This is a genomic window from Streptomyces sp. NPDC006368, from assembly GCF_040612535.1.
Taxonomy (GTDB): domain Bacteria; phylum Actinomycetota; class Actinomycetes; order Streptomycetales; family Streptomycetaceae; genus Streptomyces.
Genome location: NZ_JBEXQK010000020.1, coordinates 1 through 22,158, shown reverse-complemented (window position 1 = coordinate 22,158; position 22,158 = coordinate 1). Strand labels below are relative to the sequence as shown.

The window sequence follows — 22,158 nt, the reverse complement described above, 5'->3', positions numbered from 1 at the left end:
GCTGCCCTGGACCAGATGCGCGTCATGTCCACTCCCGTGGCCGCCGGCTGACGCTCTCACGCGCGCGTCCTGCCGCCGGGGCCACCCTTTCGTAAGGGTTTCCCCTTGTCTTCGTCTTCCGTTTCCACCTCCGCCCACGCTTCCGCGCCGCACCCCCTGGCCCCCTACGGCTGGGACGCGGTGTGGGAGGCGGAGTTCGCGCCGTACGCCGACCGAGGGCTCGTCCCCGGCCGGGTGGTCCGGGTCGACCGCGGCCAGTGCGACATGGTCACCGCCGACGGGCCCGTCCGCGCCGACACCTCGTTCGTGACTCCGCACGATCCGCTGCGGGTCATCTGCACGGGCGACTGGGGTGCCGTCGAAACCGACGGCACCCCCCGGTACGTCCGCGCGTATCTCCCGCGCCGTACCGCCTTCGTGCGCTCCACCTCCTCCAACCGCTCCGAGGGGCAGATCCTCGCCGCGAACGTCGACCACGCGGTCATCGCGGTGTCGCTCGCCGTCGAGCCGGACCTGGGCCGGATCGAACGGTTCCTCGCCCTGGCCTGGGAGTCCGGCGCCCAGCCGCTCGTCGTGCTCACCAAGGCGGACCTGGTGCCCGACCCGGTCGGCCTGGCCCACCTCGTGCAGGACGTCGGGACCGCCGCGCCGGGTGTGCCCGTCGTGCCGGTCAGCGCCGTCGGCGGAGAGGGCCTCGACGTCCTCTCCGCCGTCGTGGCGGGCGGCACGAGCGTGCTGCTCGGCATCTCCGGCGCGGGCAAGTCCACCCTCGCCAACGCGCTGCTCGGCGAGGACGTCATGGCCGTCCGGGCCACCCGTGAGGTCGACGGCAAGGGCCGTCACACCACGACGACCCGCAACCTCCTCCTCATGCCGGGCGGTGGGGTCCTGATCGACACCCCCGGGCTGCGGGGCGTCGGGATGTGGGACGCCGGGACCGGCGTCGGCCAGGTCTTCCCGGAGATCGAGGAACTGGCGGAAGGGTGCCGCTTCCACGACTGCGCCCACCGGGCCGAGCCGGGCTGCGCGGTCCTCGCCGCCATCGAGGACGGCGCCCTGCCGGAGCGGCGGCTGGAGAGCTACCGCAAGTTGCTCCGTGAGAACCAGCGCATCGTCGCCAAGACCGACGCCCGTCTGCGCACCGAGATCCTCAAGGACTGGAAGCGGATAAGCGCCGAGGGCCGCGCCGCGTTGCAGGCCAAGCGGGGGCGGCTGCGCTGACACCGCCGACGCGCCCCGGGCGCGCCACTCGGGCAGCGCGCTCAGCGTGGTGTCCGAAACCCGCCAGCCGGGGGAGGGGCGGTGTCGGACACTGGGGTGCGTGAGGGACGAGGACACCAGGTACGAGGCGGTGAGCAGCCGCGACGCGCGGTTCGACGGGGAGTTCTTCTTCGCCGTCCGCACCACCGGCATCTACTGCCGGCCCAGCTGCCCGGCCGTCACACCCAAACGGCGCAACGTCACCTTCTTCCCGACCGCGGCCGCCGCCCAGCGGCACGGCTTCCGGGCCTGCCGCCGGTGCAGACCCGACGCCGTGCCCGGCTCCGCCGCCTGGAACGTACGCGCCGATGTCGTCGGCCGCGCCATGCGCATGATCGGCGACGGGGTGGTGGACCGCGAAGGCGTCCCCGGCCTCGCCGACCGGCTCGGGTACAGCGCGCGGCAGGTGCAGCGCCAGCTCACCGCCGAACTCGGCGCCGGGCCCGTCGCGCTGGCCCGCGCCCGGCGCGCCCACACCGCGCGGGTGCTGTTGCAGACCACCGACCTGCCGGTCACCGAGATCGCGTTCGCCTCCGGGTTCGCCAGCGTGCGGCAGTTCAACGACACGATCCGAGAGATCTACGCGCGCACCCCGAGCGGGCTGCGCGCCGAATGCCGCGGCCGTACGGCCCCGGGGGCGGGCGGGATCCCGCTGCGGCTGGCGTACCGGGGCCCGTACGCCGCCCGGGAGGTGTTCGACCTGCTCGCGGCCGAGGCCGTCGCGCAGGTCGAGGAGGTGGTGGGCACGCCCGGCACCCGCATCTACCGGCGCACACTGCGCCTGCCGTACGGTTCCGGCGTCGCCGCCGTCGACGAGCGGTCGTCCGGCCCGTGGCTGGACGCCCGCGTCCACCTCACCGACCTGCGCGACCTCACCACCGCCGTACAGCGGCTGCGCCGGCTGTTCGACCTGGACGCCGACCCGTACGCGGTCGCCGAGCGGCTCGGCGCCGACGAGATCCTCGCGCCCCGCGTGGCCGCGCGCCCCGGGCTGCGCTCGCCCGGAGCCGCCGAGCCGGAGGAGTTCGCGGTGCGGGCCGTGGTCGGGCGCGCCGGGACGCGGCGGCTGGTCGAGGCGTACGGCACGCCGCTCGACACCCCGTGCGGCGGCCTCACCCACCTCTTCCCCGAGCCCGCCGCGCTCACCGGCCACCCCGAGGCCGGACCGCTCGCCACCGCGCTCGCCGGGGGCGGTCTGCGGCTCGACCCGGGCGCCGACCGCGACGCGGCCGAACAGGCGCTGCGCGCACTGCCCGGAGTGACGGCGCGGACCGCCGCGCTGATCCGCATGCGGGCCCTCGGGGACCCGGACGTGGCACCCGACGAGCGCGCCGACCGCGACGAGTGGCGGCCCTGGCGCTCCTACGCCGCGCGCTACGCGGACGCGGTCGGCTCCTGGTAGCCGAGACCCCGGCTGACGACCGTCTTCGGATGGACGCGGGATCACGTCCTCGCTGAGGTGTGCCGCGCTCACCCGGGCCGGTGGGCAGCCCCGCCTCGCCCCGATGTCGACGCCGCGCACCCGGACGTACCCTCGGCACGGGCGCCCGGGGACGGCCCGCCCATCGGCGTGCGGACCGGGCCGGGACCCCGCTCCGCGGTCCCGGTGCCGCCGTCGGCGCGTCAGCCGCCGAGCGCGGCGCCCATCCACGCGCCGACGATCAGCAGGCACGCGAACAGCTCCACCAGCACACTCCCGCCCACCGCCCGCATCACCGTCCGCGTCGACGTCATGGCGGGCCCGTGGCCGCCGAGCCGCAGCCGCTCGGAGAGGTAGATACCACCGATGTAGCCCGGCACGGCGCCGATCACCGGCAGCAGGACGAACCCGAGCAGCGCCCCCACCCCCGCGTACGCCACCATCCGCCGCGTGATACCCACACCGCGCAGCCGACGGGCGGGCAGCTGCCAGACGACGACCTGGGTCAGCAGCAGCACGGCGGTCGAACCGACGAGCACCCACCAGGCCAGAGCGCTCTTCTCGTGCAGCGACCACCACGCCACGGCCGCCCACACCAGCCAGGAGCCCGGCACACCGGGGAGGAGCACGCCGAACAGGCCGAGCAGCATCACCGTCCCGACCATCAGGAGCTGCCATTCACCCACGCGTCCAGCCTGCCGGACCCGCCCCGTTCCCGCAGGTCGTCCGGGCCGGCGGCGGCCCCGTGAGCCGGGCAGGATCCCGGGCGCTCCGAAGACGCGACTCAGGTCCGGGCGACCCAGCCGCGCTCGTACGCGTGCCAGCCCAGTTGCAGGCGGGTCGTCACGCCCGCCGTCTCCATCAGGCTCTTCACGCGCCGCTGGACCGTGCGCAGGCCCAGGTCCAGTTGTTTGGCCACGCTCGCGTCCGTCAGGCCCGCCAGCAGCAGCGAGAGGATCTCCAGGTCGGTCGTGTCCGGGCCCGGCGCCGCTCCCCGCGTCACCCCGCCGCCCGCGCCCGGCCGCAGTGGCAGCGCCTCGCGCCACACCGCCTCGAAGAGGCTCGCCAGGGACCGCAGCAGCCCGCTCGCGTGCACCACCAGCGCCGCGGGCTCCGGGCCCCGGTCGCCCGTCAACGGCACGATCGCCAGGCCCCGGTCCGCGATCACCAGTCGCGTCGGCACCCGGTCCACCACGCGGACCCGCTCCCCGCGGCCGAGCGCCGCCGACAACCCGGCGACCCCGTCGGGCCGCTCCAGCACCTCCCGCTCGACGACCACCCGGTGCGCGACGCCCCCGGCCGCCGCGCCCTCCCGCACGCCGTCGTCCGCGCCCGTCGCCGCCACCGGCCGGCCCGTGACGAGCGCGCACACCTCGCGCGTCGCGCCCAGCCGGAGCTGCCGGAACCGGTGCTCCACCGCGCTCGCGCCCGTCACCACCTCCACCAGGTCGTGCGCGGCCGGCTCCGCGGCCTCCGCCCGGTACTCCTCCGCCAGCTTCGCCGCCGCCAGCTCGGCCTGCTCCAGCTCGTGCCGCTGCCGGGCCAACAGCGCGCTCAGCGCCGCCGCGGGCGGGGCGGCCACCCAGCGTCCGGCACGCGCCGGCGACCGGGCGGCCAGGCCCTGCGACTCCAGCCGCCGCAGCGCCCGTTCGGTGTCCGGCTCCGGCAGCGCCAGCCGGTGCGCGAGATCCGCCACCTCGGCCGCGCCCAGCGCCACCAGCGCCCGGTACGCCGACTCCTGCCGCTCGTCCAGTCCTATCGCTGCGAGCACGTACGAACCCACCCCTCGTCACAGCGGCCGTGGCGGAAAGAGGCCACGGCGCGAACCCGCCGCACCCATCATCCCCGCCCCACCCGCCACTCCGCCAAGATGCCGTCACCCCGGCCCCGAAACCACTCCGGCACCGAAGCCGCCACCGGGGAGGCGTTCCCGCGGCGACGCCCACCACGTGGACGCCCCGCTCACCGCCCGGCGAAACCGTTTACGCTCAGGGTCCCGCCCACCGGCGGACACCCCGTCACGCCGCGCACCGCACAACTGGCGGACGACCAGGCGACTTTCGCCACCCGGACCGTGGTCCGCGCGTACGACGCGCGTCGATCACGCCGGTCCGCCGGGCGTCCTTCCCGTGGGGGGTGGGGTCGCCCGGCGGGCCACTTTTTCCGGATGCCCCGTTTTCGTACGCCCCTTGCGGTGGACAATTAAGGGCATGAGCCCACAGGGGGAGACGCCCGCCACCGGCGACGACTGGTGGGACAGGCTGTACGACGACACCGCCCCGGACACGGCCCCGGCCGCCACCGGCGACACCCTGGACGACCGGTTCGACTCGGCCTCCGGCACGGTGACCCCGCCGCCGCGGCCGGCTCCCCGGGACCGCGCCCCCTGGCAGCCCCCGGACGGCCGCTCGGGCCCCCGGACGTTCCCCGCGCGCCCGCCGACACCACCGACGCCGCCGGCCCCGCGCGCGGCTCCCAGCGCACCGCCGCCGCAACCGCCGCAACCGCCACAGCCGGTAAGTCCCATGCCGCCGACGCCGCCTGACTTGTCGTCATCCCGTGCGCCCCGGCAGCGCGCCCCGCACGCCGAATACGTCGGGGACCGGCCCCCCACCTACGAGGCGGAACCCACCGCCCTACCGCCCGCCCGGGCCGGGGAGCTGGGCGAGCTCGTCGCCGACACCGTGCTCGACGGGGCCCGCTACGGCACGTACACCCTGCGCGCCGCGTCCATCCGCGGCGACTCCGCGCGGTACCGGGGCGAGCCCCGACGGGACGCGCTGCTCACCGCCCGGTTCGGCACCGGCGAGGCCGCCCTCGTGCTGGTCGCCGTCGCCACCGGCGCCCGTACCGCCGAGGGCGCGCACCGCGCCGCCGCCGATGCCTGCCGCTGGATCGGCGATGCCGTCGGCCGCAGCCACGCCCGGCTCAGCGAGGACATCAGGGCAGGCCGCCGCGGTGACCTCAAGTCCGGTCTGCAGCGCCTCACCGACCGCTCCTACGGCAAGCTACGCGCCCGCGCCGCCGAACTCGGCCTGCCGCCCGACGAGTACACCTCGGGGCTGCGCTGCCTGCTGCTGACCGCCGACCCCGCCTGCCGCACCCGGGTGTTCTTCGGTGTCGGCGACGGCGGGCTCTTCCGGCTGCGCGAGGGCGTCTGGCAGGACATCGAGCCGCAACCCCCGGAGCCCGGGGCCCTCACGGGCGAAGCCGTCGTCGGGTACGGCTCACCGCCGGCCGGGCCACCCCCCGGGCCCGCCGCGTCCGCCGGGCCCGCCGCGTCCGCCGATTCCGTCGAGGACGACCGGCTGACCATGGACCTGGGCATCACGACGCCCCCTTCGCCGTACGTCGAGCCGCCCGTCCCGCCCCCCGCCGAGCCGTTCCGCTTCCGCGCCTCCGTCGCCCGCCCCGGTGACACGCTGCTGCTCGCCGGCCCCGGCCTGGCCGGGCCGATGCGCTGGGAGCCGGCGCTCGCCAAGGAGCTCGCCGAACGGTGGGGGAGCGGAGAGCCGCCCGGGCCGGCACAGTTCCTCGCGGACGCGGGGCTACGGGTGAAGGGATACGCCGATGACCGTACGGCCGTGGCCCTGTGGGAGGCGTGAGGAGGCGCGATCACGCCGGTCGTGAGATGGATGGACCATGGCCGAACAGAATGTGGCGGAACAGTTCGTCGACCTCCTCGTCCGCGCAGGCGTCCAGCGGCTGTACGGAGTCGTCGGTGACAGCCTGAACCCCGTCGTCGACGCCATCCGCCGCACCCGCGGCATCGACTGGGTGCAGGTGCGGCACGAGGAGACCGCCGCGTTCGCGGCCGGCGCCGAGGCGCAGCTCACCGGCCGGCTCGCCGCCTGCGCCGGCTCCTGCGGCCCGGGCAACCTCCACCTCATCAACGGCCTGTACGACGCGCACCGCTCCATGGCGCCCGTCCTCGCCCTCGCCTCGCACATCCCCTCCGGCGAGATCGGCCTCGGCTTCTTCCAGGAGACCCACCCCGACCGGCTGTTCCAGGAGTGCAGCCACTACTGCGAGCTGATCTCCAGCCCCCAGCAGATGCCCCGGGTGCTCCAGACCGCGATCCAGCACGCCGTCGGCCGTGGCGGTGTCGGCGTCGTCGCCCTGCCCGGAGATGTCGCCTCGCTGCCCGCCCCCGAGAAGCCGACCGAGCACGCCCTGGTGACGGCCCGCCCCACCGTCCGCCCGGGGGACGCGGAGATCGACGCGCTCGTCCGGCTCGTCGACGACGCCGACAAGGTGACCCTCTTCTGCGGCAGCGGCACGAAGGGCGCGCACGCCGAGGTGATGCGGTTCGCGGAACGCGTCAAGGCCCCGGTGGGGCACGCCCTGCGCGGCAAGGAGTGGATCCAGTACGACAATCCGTACGACGTCGGCATGAGCGGTCTCCTCGGGTACGGCGCCGCCTACGAGGCCACCCACGAGTGCGACCTGCTGATGCTCCTGGGCACGGACTTCCCGTACAACGCCTTCCTCCCCGACGACGTCAAGATCGTCCAGGTGGACATCCGGCCCGAGCACCTCGGCCGCCGCTCCAAGCTGGATCTCGCCGTCTGGGGAGATGTGCGCGAGACGCTGCGCTGCCTCACTCCGCGGGTGCGCGCCAAGAAGAGCCGCAAGTTCCTCGACAGAATGCTGAAGAAGCACGCCGACGCCCTGGAAGGCGTCGTGAAGGCCTACACCCGCAAGGTGGACAAGCACGTCCCGATCCACCCGGAGTACGTCGCGTCCGTCCTCGACGAGATGGCGGACGACGACGCCGTCTTCACCGTCGACACGGGCATGTGCAACGTCTGGGCCGCCCGCTACCTCACCCCCAACGGGCGGCGGCGGATCATCGGCTCGTTCAGTCACGGGTCGATGGCCAACGCCCTGCCGCAGGCGATCGGCGCCCAGCTCATCGACCGCAGGCGGCAGGTGGTCACCCTGTCGGGCGACGGCGGGTTCTCCATGCTGATGGGCGACTTCCTGAGCCTGGTGCAGCACGATCTTCCGGTGAAGGTGATCCTGTTCAACAACTCCTCGCTCGGGATGGTGGAGCTGGAGATGATGGTGGCGGGCCTGCCGTCGTACGGCACGGACAACCACAACCCCGACTTCGCGGCCATCGCCCGCGCGGCCGGCGCGTACGGCGTGCGCGTGGAGAAGCCCAAGCACCTGGCGGGCGCGCTGAAGGGCGCCTTCGCGCACAAGGGTCCGGCGCTCGTCGACGTGGTCACCGACCCCAACGCCCTGTCCATGCCGCCGAAGATCAGCGCCGACATGGTGACCGGATTCGCGCTCTCCGCCGGCAAGATCGTGCTGGACGGGGGAGTGGGCCGGATGCTCCAGATGGCCCGCTCCAACCTGCGCAACCTCCCCCGCCCGTGACCCTCCCCCGGGCACTGACCACCGCCCGGCCCCGCCCGTCCCCCGGCCGTGGGCCGCCGCGCCCCCTCCACCGTGTCGTGCTCCCCACACGCTGACGGACTACCCCGGTGCGCCCCCTCGACCGCCCCCCTCGCCTTCGAATCGCAGGCGTGGCCCCAGGCGGGCAGGGGCATGCATCCCGTGAACCAGTTCGAGGAAAGGGTCGATGACGTGCGGGTGGGGACTATGAGTGGGCGTCAGGCAGCGGCACGACCCGCGCAGTGGCGCAGGCACGTGAGGGGTGAGGACCTCGCGGCCGTACGGGAGGTGAGGCACGGTCTGCGCGAGCTGCTGCGGCGGTCGGGCCAACCGGGCTCCGCCGACGCGGCGGAGCTGCTCGCGAGCGAACTGGTGACCAACGCGCTGATCCACACCGGGCAGGGCGCCGTGGTGACGGCCACGGCCGGCCCGGGGACCGGATTACGGGTGGAGGTGCGGGACTTCGACGGGGCGCCGCCCCGGCCGTACCAGCCGGTGGGCGATGACAGCACCCACGGCAGAGGGCTGGTGCTGGTGCAAGCCCTCGCCGACGCGTGGGGCGTACTGAGCCACGGGGTGGGCAAGACGGTCTGGTTCGAACTGTCCGGCGAGCCCGTCTGACGCGGTGTCGCGCCGACGGGCCCGCCCCCGGGACCACCCGGACTCCGGACATCACCCGAGCTCCGGACATCAGCCGAACTGCTGCTCCAGGTGCTTGAGCTTCTCCTCCAGGGAGTCGAGCCGGGGGAGAGCCTGGGTGTCGTCCTCCGCCGTGAGGTCCACCAGGCGCGGTTCGTCCGTACGCCGCTCGGCGGTGCGCGGTTCAGTGTCCCGCACGGCCTGAAGGGAGGGCCGGGATCGTGGAGGCAGTGGTTCCGCATCGGGTATGGCGGGCTCCGCGACGGATGCTCCCACCGCGGCCGAGGCGGAGCCGGACGAGCGGTTCGTGGCGTTCATGGCCTGGTGGACCTCGACGTGCGCGGGGTTCACGCCCTGGACGTCGATCTGACGGCCACCGCGCCCCAGGCCCCAGGCCCGGTGCTGCCGGTTGAACGCCTTCAGGCGCGCCCGCTCCAGCTTCTCCTGCTCGCGCCGCCGCAGCCGCGTCTGCTGCTTCTGCCGCCGGTCCTCGCGCACCTCGTCGACCGCCTCGTCGAGCGTCCGTACGCCTTCCAGCAGCATGAGCGACCAGGCGCCGAACGTCTCGCGGGGCGCCCTGATCCACCGTACGATCCGGATCTGCGGCAGCGGCCTCGGGACCAGTCCCTGCTCGCGCAGCGCGGCCCGCCGGGTCTGCTTCAGCGCCCGGTCGAACAGCACGGCCGCCGACAGCGACATGCCCGCGAAGAAGTGCGGCGCGCCCGCGTGACCGGCGCCACGCGGCGCGTGCACCCAGTTGAACCAGGCGGCGGCGCCGGCGAACGTCCACACCAGCAGGCGCGAACCGAGCGCCGCGTCACCGTGGCTGGCCTCGCGCACCGCCAGGACCGAGCAGAACATGGCCGCGCCGTCGAGGCCGAACGGGACCAGGTACTCCCAGCCGCCGGACAGGCTCAGGTTCTGCCGGCCGAAGCCGACCAGGCCGTGGAAGGAGAGCGCGGCGGCGACCGCCGCGCAGCAGAAGAGAAGGAGGTAGGAGGCGGTGCCGTAGACCGCTTCCTTGCGCCGGCGCCGCTCCTCGCCGCGTTCCCGGGTGTCGTCGGCCGCTGTCTTGTCACCGGCGCGCTTGCCGCGCCTGAGCACCGCCACCGCCGCCGCGATCCCCACCAGCATCACGACGCCCGGAAGCAGCCAGTCCAGCGATATGTCGGTCAGTCTCATGCGGTGTCCCTTGCGTCATCGCTTGCGGTAGGGCGTTCGGCCGCCATAGTGGCCGAACGCCCGCGGCCGTCATGGGCTTTCGGAGCAAGAGGACGCCATCGGGGGCGCGGGGCGCACGAATGGGTGGGTTCCGCTCGAACCACCGTATGAATGGGGGGAGTTGTGTTCGACCCTCGCCACCCGTCCGGGTGGCGTGGAAGTTACGCGGATGCGCTCAGCTTGCGTACGCGGTCGGCGTCGCAGGTACGCGGACAGGTGACGCAGGTGTCCTCGGGGCGCAGGGTGTAGAAGAGGCAGCAGCTCGCCCGGTCACGGGTGGGCAGCGCCTCGCCGCCCGGCCCCGTCAGCTCACGGAAGCCCGCCGTGCCCACGTACGGCTTGGCCGTGCCCGACCCCGGCAGGAGCAGCGACAGCTCCGCCATCGCGCGCCGCTCCTCGCCCAGCAGGTGGCCGACGTACCAGAGCCCCTCGACGATCTCGTCGGTCGCCATGCCCCACAGGGCGCGCTTCCCGCGCCGCATCCGCGGCCCGAACCCCTCCAGCACCGGCTCCAGGTGGGCGGCGACGGCCGCCCGCACCTCGGCGCGCAGCGCCTCCTCGTCCGGTACGACCCGGGCGCCGGGCAGCGCGGCGGCGGGGTCACCGGGCAGGCACGCGAACTCCCGCACCCGTACGGTCATCCGGCCCATCGCGCGCTGGAAGGCCACGTCCGCGACGGGTACCCGGGGGACGCGGCGGTGCAGGAACCACGGCACGGTGACGAGGAGGCAGGCAGGCCAGGCGTACCGGTGCAGGCCGAAGCTGGCGACGACATCGGGGCGGGCCCGCTGTCCGTAGTCCTGCTGGACCTGCGCGTCGTCCCAGGCGAGGAACGCGTCCAGGGCCGGCCCGCCGCTCGCGAGCTCGTCGGCCCCCACCCAGCCCTCGCCGCGCGGCTCCGTCTCACGCTCGGCCAGCACACGCACCCGCAGCCCCGGGAAGACCTCGGCGAGGCGGGCGTAGGAGTCCGCGACGGGGGACGGCGGGGCCGTGGAGGCCGGGGCGGAAGCGGGAGCCGGGAGCACGGCGGGGACGGTCATGCAGGGACCACCGAATCACGATCGTTTGCAGGTAAGCCTTACCTTACCCGATCTGATCCGTATTTGAACTGCGCCTCCGTGCGCCTATGGTGCACGGGGGCCCCTACCACCACGAGCCGGGCCCTGGCACCAGGCACCAGGAGGACCCGAGTGGAGCAGGGCAGAGCGCGCGGGACGGCCGAGCCGTCACAGCCGCATGCCGCGGGCCGCGTCCCCGAACAAGCGCGCGGCGAGCACACCCACAGCGAACCCCCCGCGCCGGGCCCCCGGCTCGTGCAGCGGCACTCCGTCCGCGGCCAGATCCTCGACGCCCTGCGCACGGCCCTCGTCAGCGGCGAACTGATCCCCGGCGAGGTGTACTCGGCGCCCGCCCTCGGGACGCGCTTCGGCGTGTCCGCCACCCCCGTCCGCGAGGCGATGCAGCAGCTCGCGCTGGAGGGCGCCGTCGAAGTCGTCCCGAACCGCGGCTTCCGCGTCTCCCGGCGCACCCCGCGCGAACTGGCCGAGCTCGCCGAGATCCGCGCCCTGATCGAGGTCCCCGTCATGTTGCGGCTCGCCCGCACCGTGCCCGCCGCCCGCTGGAGCGAGCTGCGCCCGCTCGCCGAGGCCACCGCGGCAGCCGCCGCCCGCGGCGACCGCGCCCACTACGCCGAGTCCGACCGCGCCTTCCACCGCGCCGTCCTCACCCTGGCCGGCAACGAACAGCTCGTCCTCCTCGCCGACGACCTGCACCGCCGCTCCCAGTGGCCGCTCACCGGCCGGCCGCCCACCCGCCGGGCCGACCTCGTCGCGGACGCGGCCGAACACGGCGCCCTGCTCGACGCGCTGATCGCCCGGGATCTGCCGGTGGTGCAGTCCCTGGTACGCGAACACTTCACCGGCGCCAAAGGCTGACGGGACCGGCATGGGCGTGCGCGGCGCCGTCTGGGCGCTGGCGAACCAGCTGGGCGTGGTCGCCGGGACGCCCGGCGAACTCCTGTCGGCCCTGCTGGCCGCCCCGCCGCGCGCGGTACGGGTGCGGCTGCCGCCCGAGGCCGCCGAACTGGCCGCCGCCCTGCGTGACCTCGGCCACATCCGCGTCGACCTCACCGGACCGCCGCCCGCGCCTCCGGAACCCGTCAGCCCGGCGGACCTCGACGACCCGGCCGCCGTGTGCGCGGCCGACCCGGTGTCGACCACCGCGGCGTACGAGGCGGACGACGGCCACGACGACGGCCACGGCGGCCTGCGCGCCGCGTGGCTGCGTGCCGGGCAGTCCGTCATCCGCGACCAGGACCCGGCCGACCGCGCCCTCGTCCTCCTCACCGCCCTGGACGACACGGCGGATCCGCGCCTGCGCCCGGCGCTGACCGAACTGTCCGCCGGAGCGCCCTGGAGCCTCGCCCGGACGACCCGCCGGCCGTGCACCGCGCTGACCACGACGCGCGGCGGCCGGCTCGTCGTACCGGCCGAACGCGCCCTGGCCGTCGCGTGCCTCGCGGACGGCACGCGCCTGGTCCTGGACGAGCGGGGCCGTCCGCACGTACGCGAAGGGGCACCGACACCGCTGACACGGGCCGTGACCGCCACCCTCGCCCGGCACCCGGCCACCGCCCTCGCGGCGGGCGGGGGCAGGATCCTGGCCGGGGACCGGACGGGCACGGTCCACGCCTTCGGCCTGGACGGCGTCCACCAGGAGGCGCTGCACTCCGGCCGGGTCACCGCCCTGACGGCGACCACGGCGGGGGCGCCCACCGTGACGGCGCCCACCGTGGCGTACAGCGGCGGCGCGGACGGCACGGTACGGGCCTGGCGGCCCGGCCGGACGCCCGACCGGGCGCCGGTGACCGAGCGCCGCCACCCCGTGGTCGCGCTGCACGCGACGGCGGACGGGCTGCTGGCGGTCGCCTGGGCGGACGGCCTGGCCGAGCTCCGCCGCCTCGGCACGGGCGAGGCACTGACCTTCCGCCCCGGCCCGCGGATCCGCGCCGTGGCCGTGACCGGTGACGGGGCCCTCGTCGTCGGACTGGACGACGCGCTGCTGGCCCTGAGCCCCAGCTGACGGGCCTCACGTCCACGCCTTACGCCGGACGCAGGCGCCGGGAACGCTCGTGCGAGTGAGCGGACGTCTGTGCGTCACACTGAGGGTGTCGCGGTGGTCAGGATCCAGTCGACCCGACCCCGCCCCGAAGGGACGCCGCCCATGCCCTCCCCGAAACGCCGCCACCGCACCGCCGCGCTCTGCGCCCTGGTGGTGCTCCCCGCCTCCCTGACCGCCCTCACGGCGGTGGCCCCCGCCTCCGCGCGGAACACGGACGACGTGTACGCCGTCGCCATGGGCGACAGCTTCATCGCGGGTGAAGCGGCCCGGTGGAAGGGGAACGCGGAGGGCGACTGGTCCAAGGGCGGCGTACCGGCCGAGGCGAAGGCGGCCACGGACCGGGTGAAGGCCGACGGGCTCACCCTCGACTCGATCTACCCTCCCCGCGAGGCCGGGTGCCACCGCTCGGACACGGCCGAGATCCTCGCCGCGAAGCAGGCACCCAGCCCGCACGGCGAGGTGGAGTTCACGGCCAACCTCGCCTGCTCCGGCGCGCAGACCAAGAACGTGCTGAGCGACCCGTACAAGAGCGAGCGGCCCCAGCTGGAGCAGCTCAAGGACCTCCTGGCCATGCCGCAGATCAAGGTCGGCCACGTGGTGCTCTCGGTCGGCGGCGCCGCCCTCCCCGACACCATCCGCAAGTGCGCCGAGTCGTGGAAGACGAACGCGTACTGCTCGGTGAATCCCTCGATCACCGGACCCATGCTCAAAAGCGTCGAGTCCGTCGAGAAGGACGCCGCCGACACGGTCGGACGGATCAAGGCCGTCCTGGCCGACGCCGGCTCGTCGGCCCGGATCATCCTCCAGAGCTACCCCGCCACCCTCGCCCCGGGCGACCCGGCGACGACGGTCGGCGACGAGAACAGCTGGACGCGCTGGGGCACCTTCGGCTGCCCCTTCTACAACCGCGACCTCGCGTGGCTGGACACCCAGGTCTACCCCGCCCTGTCGGCCGCGCTGAAGAAGGCCGCCACGGCCCAGAAGGTCGGCTTCCTCGACGTACGGCGGATCAACAGCGGCCACGAGGTCTGCCACAAGGACACCCACCAGGCGGAGGTCACCACGCGCGGCCACGTCTACCTGCCGTCGGCCGCCGACGCCCAGTGGGCCCGCTACTTCGAGCGCTCCAGGACCGCACTCCCGGCCTCCGAGCAGGCCGAGTCCCTGCACCCCAACCACTACGGCCAGCAGGCCCTCCAGAGCTGCCTCTCCGACGCCCTGGAGCGCACCGCCCGCGCGGACGAGGACCTCGCACTGTCCTGCACCGGGGCGAAGGGCAAGTCCCCCGCCGACATCACGACGGCGGTCGACGGCTGACGGTCCCCATGACGGTCCCCGGGGCACGGGCTGTGCGGGAACACCGCGCGCACCTACCGGTGGCGACGTTCACGTACCGGTGACGACCGACCCCCGGCACATGGGGCATCGGTCCCTGCCGTCCCACCTGTCCCATCCGAACGCCGCGGGCGAGAGGGACTGGCCCTCCAGCTCCTGGCGCACCGCGACCCGGTAGGCCCAGACCTTGCCGATGTAGGAGTGGTAGGCCGCGTGGAAGGCGGGGGTGACGTCGGCTCGGCGCCCGCCGCGACCACGCGTTGAAGAGCGCGGAGCCGCTCGAACATCGCCTGCCCGGCACTGGCGACGGTGGTGGTCGCGTCGATGAACAGACGTTCGCGCGCCTCGTGGATCGCTCCATCGCTCAGTGCCGCACGGGTGGCCCCGTCCAGGCCGGCTTCGGCGCCGGGGGCCTGGGCGATCCGGCGCAACCGGGCGTGGCATGCCTCAGCGGCGGTGATGAACTCGATGTCCACGGCCCGCCGCCGTTCACCGGCCCCGCGGTCGTCCTCATGGCGATGGCGCAGGTGTTCCGCCAGAAGGGTGCCGGAAATGGCCAGAGACCCACCGCTGACCGCCGCGACGAGCGTCCCCCGGTCCACGTCAGCCCTCCCCGCGGTGATCACGACGTGAGATCCGGAATCCACGCGTGACGTGCCCCGAAGAACAGAGGCCGGGCCCACGACGCATGGCTCCGCGGGTGTCAGCGGGCGAAACCCCGGACGCGGAACTGCGTCACCCGGTACGGCCAGCCCGCCGCCGTGTTCCACTGGCTCACCGACAGGTGGAGGTCGTCCAGCGTGGAGCCGGGGATGACGTAGCCGCCGTACAACTGCGCCACATGGGTGTCGTCCTCCTGGCCCCAGGCCGTGCCCCACAGCAGCGTGCGGCGGTGCGCGGCGCGCAGGTCCGACGCGGGATGGTCCGCGACCAGGCCGTCGATGCGGTAGTCCCCCTCGTTGAACCAGGTCAGGAGCCACCGGCCGTCGAGGGGGCGCAGGCACATCTCGCCGAACCGCCCGTCCAGGACCGGCGTGGGCGGGTTGCCCCAGGCCCAGCTGCCGCCGGCCAGTCCCCAGGGCTCGTACGCGGCGGGGTCCGTCAGCCGCTCCGGGCGCACCCGGTGCAGGATGACCGGCTTGTCGCGCTGGAAACCGGTCGACAGGACATGGACGTGACCGTCGTCGCCGAGCGCCCAGGTGAGCAGCTGGAACATGCCGCCGTGGAGGCCCGGGGGGAACACGGCGCCGGTGTGGACCCAGGTCGCGCCCGAGTCGTCCGATCGCCAGATCTCGGTGCGCACCACGGTGCCGAGCCCCTTGTTCACCATGGCGTGCAGGTACACGGTGTCGCCGAGGGTGATCACATCGGACGGCACCACGGTGGAGTACTCGGGCCCGTTGTGGTCGTACGGCCAGAGCTGCCGGGCGTGGCGTCCGCCCACCGCGCCCGTCCAGACCACCTGGCCGCCCGGGGCGCCGAGATGCCCGTACAGCGCCACCGGCGAGCGCCACCAGCCACCGCCGACCCTGGCCTCCTCGAAGGTGTCACCGAAGACGAACAGGAGCCGGCCGTCGGGTACGCGGACGGGCACGCCCAGGTCGGTGGCCTCCATGCGGAACCGTGTGGTGATGCCGGGGCCGGTCAGATCGGCGACCTTGGTGACGTTGAGCATGCTGTCTCCCTCGCGTGGCGCACGGGCCGCGGGACGGGCACGCGCCGCGTGCGCGGGGGCGCCGAGCAGGGAATCGCCGAGAAGCGCCGCTCCGGCGGTGGCGGCCCCTCTCAGGAATCCCGCCCGGCTCATGCGCGCCGGCGGGGCCCGTCGTTCGTCGGGCGGGACCGGCGACCCTCCGCCGCGGCGACGGAACAGGGGGCCGTGCCGTGCCCGAGGTGCAGCCAAGATCCCTCCGATGGTCTTCCGGGCCCCGTCCGGAACCTGATGCACCGTTTGTAGCCGCTCCGCGCCACCGCACGTGAGAGGCGGGCCCGGAGACGCAGCTCCGGGCCCTCCCATGGTCATCCCCCGTACCACGACCGAATCGCGGCGCTGCGGAAGCACCGAGGGGACCAGCGGTTCGTCCCCGGGTTGCGGAACACCGGGCCGTTGGCGCACGGGAACTCGTCCCGGTGCCGGCGCTGGATGCCCTTGCAACGCCCGGCCGTGGCGACGCCGGTCAGGCGGCTGCCTGCGGTGCCAGCTGCGCCGCCAGCCACGTCGGCACACCGTCCAGCAGCCGGAACAGCCGCCGCGCCTCCTCGCGCAGCCGCGCCGCCTCCGGTTCGGGCTCCGCCTCCGCGAGCGCCGCCAGCGCCGGTGCCGTACCGACCAGGTAGCCGAGCTCCTCGCGCAGCCGCAGCGACTCGGTGAAGCCGTGCCGCGCCTCCGCCAAGTCGCCCTCCCGCAGCGCCAGTCCGGCCAGGTGCCGCCAGGTGAACGAGAGCAGCAGCCGGTCGTCCCGCGCGGCGGCGCCCTCGTGGGCGCGGCGGTAGGCGGCGCGGGCGGCCTGCGGCGAGTCGGCGAGGTTCTGGGCGACCAGGCCGCGCCGGAAATCCAGCAGCGGGCGGCCCGGCGCGCTCGGGTCGATCAGCGCGGCGGCGCGGCCGAGCGCCGCGCGGGCCTCGTCGGCCCGGTCCCGTACACCCAGCAGCGTCGACGCGTACGCGAGGTAGCCGCGCTCGCAGGCCGCCGCGCCGCGCTCCTCGTCCTCCTGGGCGAGCGCCTCCGCCGCGCGCAGGGCGTCCTCCGCCTCCGGCCACCCCTGCTCGGTGTACAGGCACCGTTCGATCAGCAGCGACGCGCGCTGGAGCGCCACCGCGGGGTCGGTCGCCCGAGTGGCGAGGAGGGCGGCCGCGTCGGTCCAACAGCCGCGGGAGCGCAGCCGCCATACCGCGGTCTGGAGGGGATCGTCGCTTTCGGCTGTTCCGGAACCAGACATGGCGGTATGCGCCACATTGCCCTCCCCGAGCGCGCCATCGAGCTGTTGAGTCCGAGCGAATCTCAGCACGGATCGGCACACCCGGCCAAGAGGTCAGGTGAATTGATTCACAATCAGCGGCCCACCGGATCGCCGTCCGCGCCGTCCCCCGGGGCGATCAGCGCAAGGTGACCGCCGTCGTCGAGCGGGGTCGGGACGGTCAGCGCGGCGACGGGTTCGGTTCCGTCGAAAAGGTGAACCACGCCATGCCCGCCCCGGGTGACGGCGATGAGCGGCGCGCCGGGTGAGGCGGCGATCGCCCGGCGCTGCACCCCGTCCCAGGGCGTACCGCCGGGCTTCGGCGCGCCGTCCATGGGCGGCAGCGGGCGCCGGGCGACGACGCGGGGCTCCATGCGGTCGAGCAGGATCAGCTCGTCCCCGTCGGGGTGCACGCGCGCGTACGCCACGTGGTGCGCGGCGATCGCGAGCCGGAAGACCAGGCCGGGCCCGAGCGGGACGCGGTCGGTGCGGCCGGTGTCGAGGGCGTGGGACCAGGCGTCGTTGGTCCACTCCGGCCACCGTCCGGGGTCGGTGGGCCCGCCGCGCACACAGGACCACAGCACCCGGCGGACCGGGTCGAGGCGCAGGTAGTAGCCGCGCCCGGGCCCCGCCCACGGCAGCGGCTCCTCGGTCACGAGCCGGTCGCCGTCGCGGCGGGCGCGGTGCACCCCGGAGCCCGCGGCGGCGAACAGCCGTCCGGTGCGCGGGTCGTGGGCGTCGCCGTGCCCGTCGTGGTCGGGCAGGTCCGTCTCGTACGCGGGCGGCAGGGCCGGGCACGCGGGCGGGGCGGCGATGAGGTCGGCGTAGCGGTACGCGGTGAGGGTGCCGGGCTCGCGGTGGCGCAGGACGACGAGGGGGCCGCCGGGCCCGTCGAGCAGGGTCACGCCCGGTTCGCCGGCCCGGGTGCGGACGCGGACGGCCCTCCCGGTGTCGAGGTCGACCGCCGTCAGCAGGTCCGACCAGGGCTCCCAGCTCCGCCCGAGGCCGGTCGTGACCGCGAGCCGGCGCCCCGACGGGTCGGCCGCCAGGTGTTCGGCCGGGGTCGCCACGGGCGCGGTCGCCGCGATCAGCGGGCGGCCGGCGTCCGGTCCGTACGGGTCGAGGACGACCAGCTCGCCGGCGAGGTCGTCCACGAAGGCCCACCGGTCGCCCGGGAGGGCCAGGAAGCCGGCGTGCTCGGCGAGGTGACGGCCTTCGACCACGCCGGCCTCCCGGCCGTCGGGCAGGTTCAACACCCGTATCGATCCTGCTACTTGATCGGCCACCAGCAGGCGCGGCGGGAGAGGCATGACGGGCTCCGAAGGGGTGGTGGGATCGTTCATTTATTGATAATGATTATCATGTGGCGCATCTGTGCGGCAGGGGCCGATCCCGGGGCGCCTTCGCCGCACGCCTCCCGCCGCCCCGGGACCGAGACGGAGAACCGAGAGCCATATGTCACGCAGGATTCTGGGGACCGTGCGCCGCTGGGCGGCCGCGGCCGTCATGGGGACGCTGCTCGTCGGCTGCGGAACCACCGCCGAACCGGCCGGGGAGAGCGACAAGGCGGCGGCGAAGACCGACCTGACGGTCGAACCCATCACCGCGGCCCGCTCCCTCACCGACGTCAAGGGCGTCACCGTCACCACCAAGGCCGTCCCGCGTCGCGTCGTCTGCCTCGTCGCGCTCTGCGACGACATGCTCGCCGAGCTCGGCATGACGCCCGCGGCCACCAACTCGCGCCTGCTCGCCCACCCGAAGTTCCTCGGCAAGGAGAAGGCCGCCGCGATCCCCGTCGTACCGGGCGGCTTCCTCGCGCCCGAGGCGGAGGCGATCCTCTCGTACAAGCCGGACCTCGTGATCGGCCTGGCCGACACGCACGGCAAGCTGGCGCCCGCGCTCAAGGGCGCGACGGTCTTCTGGCCCGTCCAGCCCGGCAGTTGGGAGGACAGCGTCCGCTACCTGCGCGACCTCGCCGCCCTCACCGGACGCACCGCCCGGGGCGAGGCCGCCGAGAAGGCCTTCCGCGCCAAGCTGGCCAAGGCCGAGAGCGCCCGGAGCGACAAGACCGCGCTGATCATCTTCGGCAGCGACGAGAACTTCGGCGTCGCCACCCCCGGCAACGACGTCACCGCCGGACTCCTCCCGAAGATCGCCGACTACCCGTGGAAGAGCCGCGGCGTCGACGGCACCTACAGCATGGAGGAGATCCTCACCCGCGACGTCGACGTGATGTTCGTCGAAACCCTCTCCTTCGGGGGCGCCTCCGACGGCAAGCTCTCCGACAAGCTGGCACGCAACCCGCTCTGGTCGCGCATCCCGGCCGTGAAGAACGGCGACGTCCACGAGGTCGACTCCGAGGTCTGGGCCAAGGGCCGCGGCACCCGGTCGCTGGGCATCGTGCTCGACGAGGCGACGGCCGCGCTGAAGTGACCACCTCCCTGCGCCACGCCACGGCCGTGGGCGCGATCCTCCTCGCCGTCACCGCGTGCGCCCTCTGCCTCGGCACGCCGTACGTGCCGCCGACCGCGCTCGGCGGCGACGGCATCGCGGGCGTCATCGTGACCGAACTGCGGCTCCCCCGACTCGTCCTGGCGCTCGTCGCCGGGGCCTGTCTGGGGGCCGCCGGGCTCGTCCTCCAGGAGGCCCTGCGCAACCCGCTCGCCGTCCCCGAGATGCTCGGCGTCTCCAGCGGCGCCGCGCTCGGTGTCGCCGCCCCGCTCGTCCTCACCCTGTCCGTGCCGCTCGCCGCCCAGCCGCTGCTCGCGCTCATCGGGGCGGCGGCCGGTGGCGCACTGACGCTGCTCGCCGCCGGGTTCGGGCGCAGCCCCTCGGCCGTGCTCCTCACCGGAGCGGCCGTCACCGCCGCCCTGCAGGCCGCGCTGCTCGTCCTGATGGTCCTCGCCGACCAGCTCGACCTCCAGCTCATCTACCGCTACCTGCTCGGTTCCCTCTCCGCCCGCACCTGGGACGACGTGACCGGCCTGTGGCCCTGGCTCGTCGTCGCCGTACCGGCCCTCGTGCTCTGCGCGCCCGTGCTGAGCGTCCTGCGGCTGGGCGACGACGACGCCCAGGCCCTGGGGGTACGGGTACGGCGCGCCCGGCTCGCCGCGCTCGCGATCTCCGTCCTGCTCATCGCGCCGGTCGTCGCCGTGTGCGGCCCCGTCGCGTGGGCCGGCTTCCTGGCGCCGCACCTGGCGCGGCGGCTGCGCCCGGACGCGGACGCCGTGGGCTGGCTGCCGTGGTCGGCGGTCTGGGGCGCCCTGGTCGTGGTGTGCGCGGACCAGCCGGCCCGGCTCGTCCTCGCGCCGATCGAGACCCCGGTCGGCGCGTGGACGGCCCTCCTGGGGGTCCCGGCCGGCGTCGCCCTGCTGAAGGCGGGGGCACGGCGGTGACGTACACGCGAAGCCCCGGGCGCCCGGCGATGACGCGACCTGCCGGGGTGGCGACGTCCGCGCGGAGGGGAGCCCTGCTGCTCCCGCTGCTGGCCGTCGCCGCCGTGGCCGCAGCCGGGGCCGGGCTCGTCGCCGGACGGGCCGTGCCCGCCTCCGGCGTCTGGGAGGTGCTGGGCGGCGGCGGCGACCCCACGGCCCGGCACGTCGTCCTCCACCTGCGCCTGCCGCGCACCCTGGTGGCCCTGGTCGCCGGCGCCTCACTCGGGCTGGCCGGCACGGTCCTCCAGTCGGCGCTGCGCAATCCGCTCGCCGGCCCCGAGGTCACCGGCGTCACCCCGGGCGCCGTCCTCGGCGCGGTCGCCGCGACCGGTCTGGGCCTGGCCGGCTGGGAGTCCCCGGCGGCGGTGGTGACCGCCGCCTGCCTGGGCGGGTTCGCCGGGGCGGGGCTGCTGTGGCTGCTCGCCGGGCGCCAGAAGGGCGATCCCGCGCAGATGGCCGTGCACGGCGTGCTCGTCTCGGCGGTGCTCGCCGGGCTGACCGCCATGGTGCTGCTGGTCGCCCCCGGCGAACTCGGCAGCGTCGTCCAGTGGCTGGTCGGCTCCACCGAGGGCCGCGTGTGGGAGCACTGGCACCTGCTGTGGCCCTGGGCGGCCCTCTGGGCGACGGCGGCCTGCGGGCTCGCCGCGCCGCTGACCCTGCTGCGCTGCGGCGACGAACAGGCGGCGGCGGCCGGGCTGAACACCGGCCGGGCGCGGGTCGCCGCGCTCGTGTGCGCCGTGGCGCTGACCGCCGGGGCGGTCTCCGCGGTCGGGGCGCTGGGGTTCGTCGGGCTGCTGGTGCCGCACCTGGCGCTCGCCCTGTTCGGCGCCGACCTGCGGGTGGCGCTGCCCGGCGCGGCGCTGCTGGGCTCGGTGGTGGTGGGCGGCGCGGACGCGGCGGCCCAGTGGGTGTCCCAGGTGGCGGCGCGGGTCCTGGACGCGGACCGGCTGAGCGTACCCGTCGGGGCGCTGACGACCTGCGTCGGCGCGGCGCTGCTGCTGCTCGTGGCGCGCCGGCGCACCGCGGGCGACGAGTGGGAGTGAGGAGCTTGGAGTGGAAGCGGGAGTGGGCGTGAGCGTTGTGGTGGACCACGCGGTCAAGGGCGCGGTACGCGCCGAAGGGCTGCGCTTCGGGTACCCGGGCCGTGAGGTGCTGTCGGGCGTCGATCTGGACGTGGGCGCGGGGGAGTCGGTCGCCCTCGTCGGCCTCAACGGCTGCGGCAAGAGCACCCTGCTGCGGCTGTGCGCGGGGCTGCTGAAACCCGCGGCCGGGCGGGTCGTGCTCGACGGCGACGACCTGGGGCGGCTGTCGCGCCGCGCCGCCGCCCGCCGGGTCGCCCTGCTGCACCAGCAGGCCCCCGCCGTACCCG

20 protein-coding genes are annotated in these 22,158 nt (G+C 75.0%); 13 read left to right on the top strand and 7 right to left on the bottom strand.

Translation table 11 applies throughout. The features are described 5' to 3' along the window. Positions 1 to 105: 105 nt before the first annotated feature. Positions 106 to 1,221, top strand: coding sequence for a ribosome small subunit-dependent GTPase A (rsgA, locus tag ABZZ38_RS17085; protein ID WP_356740315.1), 1,116 nt, complete (start codon positions 106 to 108; stop codon positions 1,219 to 1,221). A gap of 91 nt (positions 1,222 to 1,312) precedes the next feature. After that, complete coding sequence (locus ABZZ38_RS17080) at positions 1,313 to 2,662, top strand: AlkA N-terminal domain-containing protein (protein ID WP_356740460.1); 1,350 nt, start codon at positions 1,313 to 1,315, stop codon at positions 2,660 to 2,662. Positions 2,663 to 2,883: 221 nt separating this feature from the next. Here the strand turns inward: ABZZ38_RS17080 and ABZZ38_RS17075 are convergent, their stop codons facing one another. Beyond that, positions 2,884 to 3,366 (bottom strand): DUF456 domain-containing protein, encoded by a 483-nt coding sequence (locus ABZZ38_RS17075; RefSeq protein WP_356740313.1) that lies wholly within the window; start codon positions 3,364 to 3,366, stop codon positions 2,884 to 2,886. Between the two features lie 98 nt (positions 3,367 to 3,464). Beyond that, positions 3,465 to 4,451, bottom strand: a complete 987-nt coding sequence (locus tag ABZZ38_RS17070; protein ID WP_356740311.1) for a helix-turn-helix domain-containing protein — start codon at positions 4,449 to 4,451, stop codon at positions 3,465 to 3,467. A gap of 439 nt (positions 4,452 to 4,890) precedes the next feature. Between ABZZ38_RS17070 and ABZZ38_RS17065 the strand changes: the two genes are divergently transcribed. The 3 genes from ABZZ38_RS17065 (at position 4,891) to ABZZ38_RS17055 (ending at position 8,704) form a co-directional block, all read left to right on the top strand. Further along, positions 4,891 to 6,285 carry a protein phosphatase 2C domain-containing protein gene (locus ABZZ38_RS17065; RefSeq protein WP_356740309.1) on the top strand — a complete coding sequence of 465 codons (1,395 nt, stop codon included), beginning with the start codon at positions 4,891 to 4,893 and terminating at the stop codon, positions 6,283 to 6,285. Between the two features lie 37 nt (positions 6,286 to 6,322). Then, complete coding sequence (locus tag ABZZ38_RS17060) at positions 6,323 to 8,065, top strand: pyruvate dehydrogenase (protein WP_356740307.1); 1,743 nt, start codon at positions 6,323 to 6,325, stop codon at positions 8,063 to 8,065. A gap of 225 nt (positions 8,066 to 8,290) precedes the next feature. Next, positions 8,291 to 8,704, top strand: coding sequence for an ATP-binding protein (locus ABZZ38_RS17055; protein WP_356740305.1), 414 nt, complete (start codon positions 8,291 to 8,293; stop codon positions 8,702 to 8,704). A gap of 69 nt (positions 8,705 to 8,773) precedes the next feature. On the opposite strand, the gene ABZZ38_RS17050 is transcribed toward ABZZ38_RS17055, so the two are convergent. Both ABZZ38_RS17050 and ABZZ38_RS17045 read right to left on the bottom strand, forming a co-directional pair. Further along, the gene (locus ABZZ38_RS17050) at positions 8,774 to 9,904 is read right to left on the bottom strand and encodes a DUF2637 domain-containing protein (RefSeq protein ID WP_356740303.1); all 1,131 of its coding nucleotides are present in this window, start codon (positions 9,902 to 9,904) and stop codon (positions 8,774 to 8,776) included. Positions 9,905 to 10,104: 200 nt separating this feature from the next. Then, on the bottom strand, positions 10,105 to 10,983 hold the full coding sequence (locus ABZZ38_RS17045) for a (2Fe-2S)-binding protein (protein WP_356740301.1): 879 nt from the start codon (positions 10,981 to 10,983) through the stop codon (positions 10,105 to 10,107). 150 nt (positions 10,984 to 11,133) lie between these two features. Between ABZZ38_RS17045 and ABZZ38_RS17040 the strand changes: the two genes are divergently transcribed. The 4 genes from ABZZ38_RS17040 to ABZZ38_RS17025 all read left to right on the top strand — a co-directional run bounded on the left by ABZZ38_RS17040 (position 11,134) and on the right by ABZZ38_RS17025 (position 15,051). Next, positions 11,134 to 11,877 (top strand): GntR family transcriptional regulator, encoded by a 744-nt coding sequence (locus tag ABZZ38_RS17040; protein WP_356740299.1) that lies wholly within the window; start codon positions 11,134 to 11,136, stop codon positions 11,875 to 11,877. A 10-nt stretch (positions 11,878 to 11,887) separates the two neighbouring features. Continuing rightward, entirely contained in the window at positions 11,888 to 13,024 is a 1,137-nt protein-coding gene (locus tag ABZZ38_RS17035) for a hypothetical protein (RefSeq protein ID WP_356740297.1), read from the top strand. A gap of 141 nt (positions 13,025 to 13,165) precedes the next feature. Next, positions 13,166 to 14,380: a hypothetical protein gene (locus ABZZ38_RS17030; protein ID WP_356740295.1), complete on the top strand. Its 1,215-nt coding sequence runs from the start codon at positions 13,166 to 13,168 to the stop codon at positions 14,378 to 14,380. A gap of 278 nt (positions 14,381 to 14,658) precedes the next feature. Next, on the top strand, positions 14,659 to 15,051 hold the full coding sequence (locus ABZZ38_RS17025) for a hypothetical protein (protein ID WP_356740293.1): 393 nt from the start codon (positions 14,659 to 14,661) through the stop codon (positions 15,049 to 15,051). A gap of 50 nt (positions 15,052 to 15,101) precedes the next feature. Here the strand turns inward: ABZZ38_RS17025 and ABZZ38_RS17020 are convergent, their stop codons facing one another. From ABZZ38_RS17020 to ABZZ38_RS17010, 3 genes are all read right to left on the bottom strand, one after another. Next, positions 15,102 to 16,073: a DUF4185 domain-containing protein gene (locus ABZZ38_RS17020; RefSeq protein ID WP_356740291.1), complete on the bottom strand. Its 972-nt coding sequence runs from the start codon at positions 16,071 to 16,073 to the stop codon at positions 15,102 to 15,104. Between the two features lie 502 nt (positions 16,074 to 16,575). Then, positions 16,576 to 17,337, bottom strand: coding sequence for a hypothetical protein (locus ABZZ38_RS17015; protein WP_356740289.1), 762 nt, complete (start codon positions 17,335 to 17,337; stop codon positions 16,576 to 16,578). A 113-nt stretch (positions 17,338 to 17,450) separates the two neighbouring features. After that, a complete protein-coding gene (locus ABZZ38_RS17010; protein ID WP_356740458.1) occupies positions 17,451 to 18,665 on the bottom strand; it encodes a hypothetical protein in 1,215 nt (404 codons plus the stop codon). A 145-nt stretch (positions 18,666 to 18,810) separates the two neighbouring features. Between ABZZ38_RS17010 and ABZZ38_RS17005 the strand changes: the two genes are divergently transcribed. The 4 genes from ABZZ38_RS17005 to ABZZ38_RS16990 all read left to right on the top strand — a co-directional run. Next, complete coding sequence (locus tag ABZZ38_RS17005) at positions 18,811 to 19,788, top strand: ABC transporter substrate-binding protein (RefSeq protein WP_356740287.1); 978 nt, start codon at positions 18,811 to 18,813, stop codon at positions 19,786 to 19,788. An 8-nt stretch (positions 19,789 to 19,796) separates the two neighbouring features. Continuing rightward, positions 19,797 to 20,750 carry an iron ABC transporter permease gene (locus ABZZ38_RS17000; RefSeq protein ID WP_356740456.1) on the top strand — a complete coding sequence of 318 codons (954 nt, stop codon included), beginning with the start codon at positions 19,797 to 19,799 and terminating at the stop codon, positions 20,748 to 20,750. Positions 20,751 to 20,779: 29 nt separating this feature from the next. Continuing rightward, complete coding sequence (locus tag ABZZ38_RS16995) at positions 20,780 to 21,832, top strand: iron ABC transporter permease (protein WP_356740285.1); 1,053 nt, start codon at positions 20,780 to 20,782, stop codon at positions 21,830 to 21,832. Positions 21,833 to 21,872: 40 nt separating this feature from the next. Then, on the top strand, positions 21,873 to 22,158 hold a 286-nt coding region (locus ABZZ38_RS16990; protein ID WP_356740454.1), incomplete at its 3' end, for an ABC transporter ATP-binding protein.